3 protein-coding genes and 1 pseudogene are annotated in these 6,221 nt (G+C 73.7%); all 4 read left to right on the top strand.

Features of this window, described 5'->3' with window-relative positions:
- Positions 1 to 125 precede the first annotated feature (125 nt).
- Complete coding sequence (gene hisC / locus HCN56_RS22615; RefSeq protein WP_167974057.1) at positions 126 to 1,217, top strand: histidinol-phosphate transaminase; 1,092 nt, start codon at positions 126 to 128, stop codon at positions 1,215 to 1,217.
- A 374-nt stretch (positions 1,218 to 1,591) separates the two neighbouring features.
- Complete coding sequence (locus HCN56_RS22620) at positions 1,592 to 3,100, top strand: cytochrome ubiquinol oxidase subunit I (RefSeq protein WP_167974059.1); 1,509 nt, start codon at positions 1,592 to 1,594, stop codon at positions 3,098 to 3,100.
- A gap of 95 nt (positions 3,101 to 3,195) precedes the next feature.
- Positions 3,196 to 4,194, top strand: a pseudogene (cydB, locus tag HCN56_RS22625) (cytochrome d ubiquinol oxidase subunit II); the annotation flags it as partial.
- A gap of 185 nt (positions 4,195 to 4,379) precedes the next feature.
- Positions 4,380 to 6,221, top strand: a 1,842-nt coding sequence (gene cydD, locus HCN56_RS22630) for a thiol reductant ABC exporter subunit CydD (RefSeq protein WP_167974063.1), incomplete at its 3' end; no start/stop codon positions are given.

Below are 6,221 nucleotides of genomic sequence, written 5' to 3' on the forward strand. Positions count from 1 at the left end.
CGGCGGCGCCGGCGCGCCGGCCCTCGCCGCCGCCGGGACCGCGGCCGCGGCGGCACCCGGAGGGGTGCCGAGCGGGGTCGTCCGGGGGGTACGCCCGGCGGGCTTTTCCTCCTAAGGTGTGGAGGATGTGTACACCGACGTTCCCCGAGGGCCCGCAGCTGCGCGCCGCGCTCGACGGTATCCCCGCGTACCGGCCCGGCCGTCCGGCGGCGGGTGCCGACTCGTACAAGCTGTCGTCCAACGAGAACCCGTACCCGCCGCTGCCCGGTGTGCTGGAGCGGGCGGTCGCCGCGGCCGGGGCGATGAACCGCTACCCGGACATGGCCTGCTCGGCGCTGTTCGCCGAGCTGGCCGACCATTTCGGGGTGCCGGTCGGGCACATCGCCACGGGCACCGGCTCGGTCGGGGTGGCCCAGCAGCTGCTGCAGGCGACCGCCGGCCCCGGTGACGAGGTGATCTACGCCTGGCGGTCGTTCGAGGCGTACCCGATCATCACGCAGATCGCGGGCGCCACCTCGGTGCAGGTGCCGCTGACCGCCGACGAGGAGCACGACCTCGACGCCATGGCGGACGCCGTCACCGAGCGGACGCGGCTGATCTTCGTGTGCAACCCGAACAACCCCACCGGGGTGGCGATCCGCCGGGCGGAGCTGGAGCGGTTCCTGGCCCGGGTTCCGGCACGGGTGCTGGTCGTACTGGACGAGGCGTACCGGGAGTTCGTCGACGACCCGGAGGTGCCGGACGGGCTGGGGCTGTACCGCGCGTACCCCAATGTCTGCGTGCTGCGGACCTTCTCCAAGGCGTACGGGCTGGCGGGGCTGCGCGTCGGCTTCTGCGTCGCCCAGGAGCCGGTGGCCGCGGCGCTGCGCAAGACGGCGGTGCCGTTCGGTGTGAGCCAGGTGGCGCAGGACGCCGCGGTGGCGTCGCTGCGGAGCGGGCCGCAGTTGCTGGAGCGGGTCGCGGCCCTGGTCGAGGAGCGGCGCCGCGTGCACGCGGAGCTGACGGCCCAGGGGTGGACGGTGCCGGTGTCGCAGGGCAACTTCCACTGGCTGCGGCTGGGCGACGCCACGGTGGAGTTCGCCGAGGCGTGCGCCGCGGCGGGGGTGACGGTCCGGCCGTTCCCCGGCGAGGGCGTGCGGGTGACGGTCGGCGAGCGGGAGGCCGACGACCTGCTGCTGAAGGTGGCGGGCGAGTTCCGGGGCCGCACCGCCGGCTGAGGAGTGCCCGGCGCAGCCGGGCGCGTGCACGTCGTGGAGGGGTCCGCCGATCCGGCGGGCCCTTTCGTCGTGCCCGGCGGCCGTGCGCGCTCCGCTCGGGTGATCGCCGGTCGGGGTCCGCACGGCCGCCGGGGCGGGTCGGGACGTCCGCCCGGGGCGGGGCCGCTCGGCCCTCGCCGGGGCCCCGCTGCCGGGTGTGAGCTGTTGCACCTACCCCGGTGCCCTCCGGTACGACGGTATGCGCGATACTGGCTTGTGAATGTGAATACGTTCACAAGCGTGTCGCGTTGCTACGGGTTCGTCCCGGACGAACCCCCCGACAAGGGTCAGGCTCCCGGCGGTGGCTCGGCGCACGCAGTGAAGGAGAAGGCATTGTGGAACTGGCCCTGGCGGAGGAGACCCTCGCCCGCTGGCAATTCGGCATCACCACCGTCTACCACTTCCTCTTCGTCCCGCTGACGATCTCGCTGGCCACCCTGGTGGCCCTGCTGCAGACCGCGTGGGTGCGCACCGGGAAGGACGTCTACCTGCGCGCCACCAAGTTCTGGGGCAAGCTTTTCCTGATCAACATCGCCATGGGCGTCGTCACCGGCATCCTCCAGGAGTTCCAGTTCGGCATGAACTGGTCGGACTACTCCCGGTTCGTCGGCGACATCTTCGGTGCGCCGCTCGCTTTCGAGGCGCTGATCGCCTTCTTCTTCGAGTCCACCTTCATCGGACTGTGGATCTTCGGCTGGGACAAGCTCCCCAAGCGCATCCACCTCGCCACCATCTGGATGGTGGCGATCGGCACGGTGCTCTCCGCCTACTTCATCCTGGCCGCCAACTCCTGGATGCAGCACCCGGTCGGCTACCGGATCAACGAGGAGTCCGGCCGTGCCGAGCTGACCGACTTCCTCCAGGTGCTCACCCAGAACACCGCCGTCGCGCAGTTCGCCCACACCATCACGGCGGCGTTCCTCGTCGGCGGCGCGTTCATGGTCGGCATCGCCGCCTACCACCTGATGCGCCGCCGCCACGTCGCGGTGATGCGCACCTCGCTGCGGGTCGGCCTGATCACCCTGGTCGCGGCCGGCATGCTCACCGCCGTCAGCGGCGACCGCCTCGCCAAGATCATGTACGAGCAGCAGCCGATGAAGATGGCCGCCGCCGAGGCGCTGTGGGACACCGAGGGGCCGGCGCCGTTCTCGCTGTTCGCCATCGGGGACGTGGACGCCGGGCACAACGTCGTCGCGGTGGAGATCCCCGGGCTGCTGTCCTTCCTCGCCCACGACAACTTCTCCGACCCGGTTCCCGGCATCAACGACACCCAGGCAGCGATGGAGGCCGAGTACGGGCCCGGCGACTACCGCCCCAACATCCCCGTCGCCTACTGGAGCTTCCGGTGGATGATCGGGTTCGGCATGGCCTCGCTGACCCTCGGCATCGCGGGGCTGTGGCTGACCCGCCGCCGGTTCTGGCTCTCCGAACGGCTGCGGACCGGCAGTGAGGAGGTCCCGCGCCTCGCGCTCACCCGCGACCGCGAGCTGGGTGAGGGGCTCACCCGCTGGTACTGGCGCCTGGCCTTCGCCACCATGGCGTTCCCGCTCATCGCCAACGCGTGGGGCTGGATCTTCACGGAGATGGGCCGGCAGCCGTGGGTCGTCTACGGCGTGCTCCAGACCTCCGCCGGGGTGTCGCCCAGCGTCTCCCAGGGCGAGGTCATCACCTCCATGACCGTCTACACCCTCCTCTACGCGGCGCTCGCCGTCGTCGAGATCAAGCTGCTCGCCAAGTACGTCAAGGCGGGGCCGCCGGAGCTGACCGACGCCGACCGCAACCCGCCGACCCGCATCGGCGGCGACCACCGGGACCCGGACAAGCCGATGGCGTTCTCCTACTGACCCGCGGGCGCGCGGCCCCGCCTCCCCGCCAGGCCGCGCCCCGCGCACCCCGCGCCCCGGCACCTTCCCCACCCCGCTCCCGACTGGAGACGGCCATGGAACTCACCACCGTCTGGTTCATCCTCATCGCGGTCCTGTGGACCGGCTACTTCTTCCTGGAGGGCTTCGACTTCGGCGTCGGCGTCCTCACCCGCACCCTCGCCCGCGACCGCCGTGAGCGCCGCGTGCTGATCAACACCATCGGTCCGGTCTGGGACGGCAACGAGGTCTGGCTGCTCACCGCCGGCGGCGCCACCTTCGCCGCGTTCCCCGAGTGGTACGCCACCCTCTTCTCCGGCTTCTACCTGCCGCTGCTGCTGATCCTGGTCTGCCTGATCGTGCGCGGTGTCGCCTTCGAGTACCGCTCCAAGCGCCCGGAGGAGAACTGGCAGCGCAACTGGGAGACGGCGATCTTCTGGACCTCGCTGCTGCCGGCGTTCCTGTGGGGCGTCGCCTTCGCCAACATCGTGCGCGGTGTCCCCATCGACGCCGACAAGGAGTTCGCGGGCAACCTGCTGGACCTGCTCAACCCCTACGCGCTGCTCGGCGGCGCGCTCACCCTGACCCTCTTCACCTTCCACGGCGCGGTCTTCACCGCGCTGAAGACCGTCGGGGAGATCCGGGACCGCGCCCGCAGCCACGCCGCCGTCCTCGGCCTGGTGACCGCCGGCCTCGCCGTCGCGTTCCTCGCCTGGACCCAGGCCGCCCACGGCGACACCGCGAGCCTGGTCACCGCCGTCCTCGCCGCCGTCGCGCTGCTGGCCGCGCTCGCCGCCAACCACGCGGCCCGCGAGGGCTGGTCGTTCGCGCTCTCCGGCGTCACCATCGCCGCCGCCGTCGCGACGCTCTTCCTGTCGCTGTTCCCCGACGTGATGCCGTCGACGCTGGACCCGGCGTGGTCGCTGACCACGGAGAACGCCGCCGCCACCGACTACACCCTGACGATCATGACCTGGGTCGCCGGGTTTGCGACGCCGGTGGTGCTGCTCTACCAGAGCTGGACGTACTGGGTGTTCCGGAAGCGGATCGGCGTCCAGCACATCGCCCCGGACCACCCCTCCGGCGGCGCCCCCGGCACCCCGGGCGGCTCCCCGGGACCCGAAGGCTCCGATGGTTCCGGCGGCCCCGGTGCCACCGACGGCCCGGAGGGTCCCGAGGCGCCCGACGCGCCCGAGGCGCCCGGTGGCGATCTCGCCGGTGTCGGCGGCGGCCGTCCCCAGGGCACGGGGAGCTGACCGCCGTGCGCCCCGTCGACCCCCGCCTGCTGCGTTGCGCCCGCGCCACCCGCGGCTTCCTCGCCGCCTCCGTCGTGCTCGGCCTGGCGGGCGCGGTGCTGGTCGTCGTCCAGGCCGTGGTCCTCGCCGACATCGTCGTCGGGGCGTTCCAGGGCGGCGCCGCGCCCGGCGACCTCACCACGCCGCTGCTGGTGCTGCTCGCCACGGCCACCGGCCGGGCCCTGGTCTCCTGGCTCACCGAGCTGGCCGCCCACCGCGCCTCCGCCGCCGTCAAGTCCGAGCTGCGGCTGCGGCTGCTGCGGCACGTCGCGGCGGGGCGGGGCGGCGGTGGGGCAGCGGACGGCGGGCGCGCCACCGGCGAGCTCGCCACCCTCGCCACCCGGGGGGTCGACGCCCTGGACGACTACTTCGCGCGCTACCTGCCGCAGCTGGGTCTGGCCGCCGTCGTCCCGGTGGTCGTCCTGGCGAAGATCCTCACCGAGGACTGGATCTCCGCCGCGACGATCCTCGTCACCCTGCCGCTGATCCCACTGTTCATGATGTTGATCGGCTGGGCCACGCAGGCGCACATGGACCGCCAGTGGCGGCGGCTGAGCCACCTCTCCGGCCACTTCCTCGACGTCGTCGCCGGCCTCACCACCCTCAAGGTGTTCGGCCGGGCCAAGGCCCAGGTGGAGCGGGTCCGTTCGGTGACCGGCGAGTACCGGCGCTCCACGCTGCGGACGCTGCGGATCGCCTTCCTCTCCTCCTTCGCGCTGGAACTGCTCGCCACCATCTCCGTCGCCCTGGTCGCCGTCTCCATCGGCATGCGGCTGGTGCACGGCGAACTCGACCTGCACACCGGCCTGGTCGTGCTGATCCTCGCCCCCGAGGCGTACCTGCCGCTGCGGCAGGTCGGCGCCCAGTACCACGCCGCCGCGGAGGGGTTGGCCGCCGCCGACGCCGTCTTCGACGTGCTGGAGGAGGAGCGTCCCGCCGCGGGCACGCGCACCGCGCCCGACGTCGCCGCCGTGCCCGCCGGGCGGGCGCTGGTCACCCTGGACCGCGTCACCGTCCGGTACCCCGGACGGACCACCGACGCCCTCACCGCCACCTCCCTGGAGCTGCGGGCGGGGGAGACCGTCGCCCTCGTCGGACCCTCCGGCGCGGGCAAGACGACGCTGCTCCGCAGCGTCCTCGGCCTCGCCCGGCCCGCCGCCGGCCGGGTGCTGATCGGCGGCCGGGACCTCGCCGAGCTGGACCCCGCGAGCTGGCACGCCCAGCTGGCCTGGGTCCCGCAGCATCCGCACCTCTTCGCCGGCACCGTCGCCGACAACGTGCGGCTCGCCCGCCCCGACGCCGACGACGCCGCCGTGGCCCGTGCCCTGGCCGACGCCGCCGACGACGACCTCGACCCCGACCGGCTCCTCGACGAGGGCGGTGCCGGCCTCTCCCAGGGGCAGCGCCAGCGGGTGGCGCTCGCCCGCGCGTTCCTCGCCGACCGGCCGCTGCTGCTGCTCGACGAGCCGACCGCCGCCCTCGACACCGACACCGAGGCACGGGTCGCGGACGCGCTGCGCCGGCTGACCGCCGACCGGACGGTGCTGCTGGTGACGCACCGCCGGGCGCTGCTGCCCGTCGCCGACCGCGTCGTCGAACTGGCGCCCGGCGCCGCGTCACCGGCGGTCGCCACCGCGGTGCCGCCCGTCCCCGAGCCCCCGGCGCCGACCCCCGGGGAGTGGATTCTCGGCATCGACGGCGGCGGCCACGGCGAGGCGAAGGAGCCCCGGCCCGCGCCGGACGCTGCCTCCGGACCCGATGCCGCACCGGCGTCCGTGCCCGACGCCGCCTCCCGGCCCGCCCCCGCC

Origin of the sequence: Streptomyces lonarensis (assembly GCF_012033735.1) — a bacterium.
Lineage (GTDB): Bacteria > Actinomycetota > Actinomycetes > Streptomycetales > Streptomycetaceae > Streptomyces > Streptomyces lonarensis.

Coding starts and splice junctions, on each gene's coding strand:
- hisC (WP_167974057.1), top strand. CDS start 126: ATGTGTACACCGACGTTCCCCGAGGGCCCGCAGCTGCGCGCCGCGCTC.